Consider the following 1164-nt stretch of genomic DNA (forward strand, 5'->3'; position numbering starts at 1 on the left):
GTTCACAAGCACCAGGAGGACGGGGAAAAAACGATCCCGGCCACTGGCCGAAAGGAGCACACCATGACCACCACCGACACCACGCGCACGCTCGTGCACGTCGACCCCACCACCATCGTGCTGGACACCAACGTCCGCACCGACGCCCGCCTCGACAAGGACTTCGTCGCCTCGGTCCGCGACCACGGCGTCATGCAGCCCGTCGTCGGCTACCGCGACCAGGACGGAGCCGTGCACGTCCTGCAGGGGCAGCGCCGCACCCTCGCCGCCGTAGAGACCCAGCGCGAGACCATCCCCGTCTACCTCGCCGAGACCCCGGACGAGGCCGGACGGATCATCACGCAGATGGTCGAGAACGACCAGCGCACCGGCTTCACCGACGCCGAGCGCGCCGACGGCTACGAGCAGCTGTCCCTGCTCGGCCTCACCGCCGCACAGATCGCCAAGCGCACCCACAGCCGCAAGGAGAACGTCGAGCACGGCCTCGCCGCGCGCCAGAGCCAGACCGCCCGCGATCACCTCGCTTCCGGCTTCACCATCGAGCAGGCCGCAGTCCTCGCCGAGTTCGACGACGACGAGGAGGCCGTCGAGTCTCTCGTCGCGGCCTCCCAGCGCGGCACCTTCGACCACACCGCCTCCCGCCTGCGCCAGAAGCGCGAGGCAGCCCGAGCGGTCGCCGCAGAGATCGACCGTCTGACCGCCGAGGGCACCACGGTCCTCGACCAGGCCCCGTGGGACTACTACTACGACGGTCGCGGACCTGCCGCCCCGCTCCGCGCCCTCGGCATCGACGAGGAGCAGCACGCGACCTGCCCCGGCCGCGCCGTCATCGTCGTCGCCACCTGGGCGGGCGAAGCCCAGACGGAGGAGGTCTGCACCGACTGGAAGGCCAACGGGCACGAGAACCGCCAGGCCGTCGCCGGGAGCAGCGGCCCCCTCGACGAGGACGAGAAGGCCGAGCGCCGCCGCGTCATCGAGGGGAACAAGGAGTGGCGCGCGGCCACCGAGGTGCGCCGCGACTGGCTGCGCACCTTCACCCAGCGCAAGAGCGCCCCGAAGGACGCCGCCGCCACCCTCGCACGGCTCCTCGCCCAGGCCCCCAGCCGCGTCCACGACGGCATGAACGACCGCAAGGGCATCACCACCGAGGTGATCGGGGAGGGG

Annotated in this window: 1 protein-coding gene; it reads left to right on the forward strand. The window is 71.6% G+C overall.

Annotated features, from left to right (window positions below; all coding sequences use genetic code 11):
• Window positions 1–63 precede the first annotated feature (63 nt).
• On the forward strand, window positions 64–1164 hold a 1101-nt coding region (locus HMPREF3159_RS02535), incomplete at its 3' end, for a ParB/RepB/Spo0J family partition protein (RefSeq protein ID WP_070499532.1).

The organism is Brachybacterium sp. HMSC06H03, from assembly GCF_001807385.1.
GTDB lineage: Bacteria > Actinomycetota > Actinomycetes > Actinomycetales > Dermabacteraceae > Brachybacterium > Brachybacterium conglomeratum.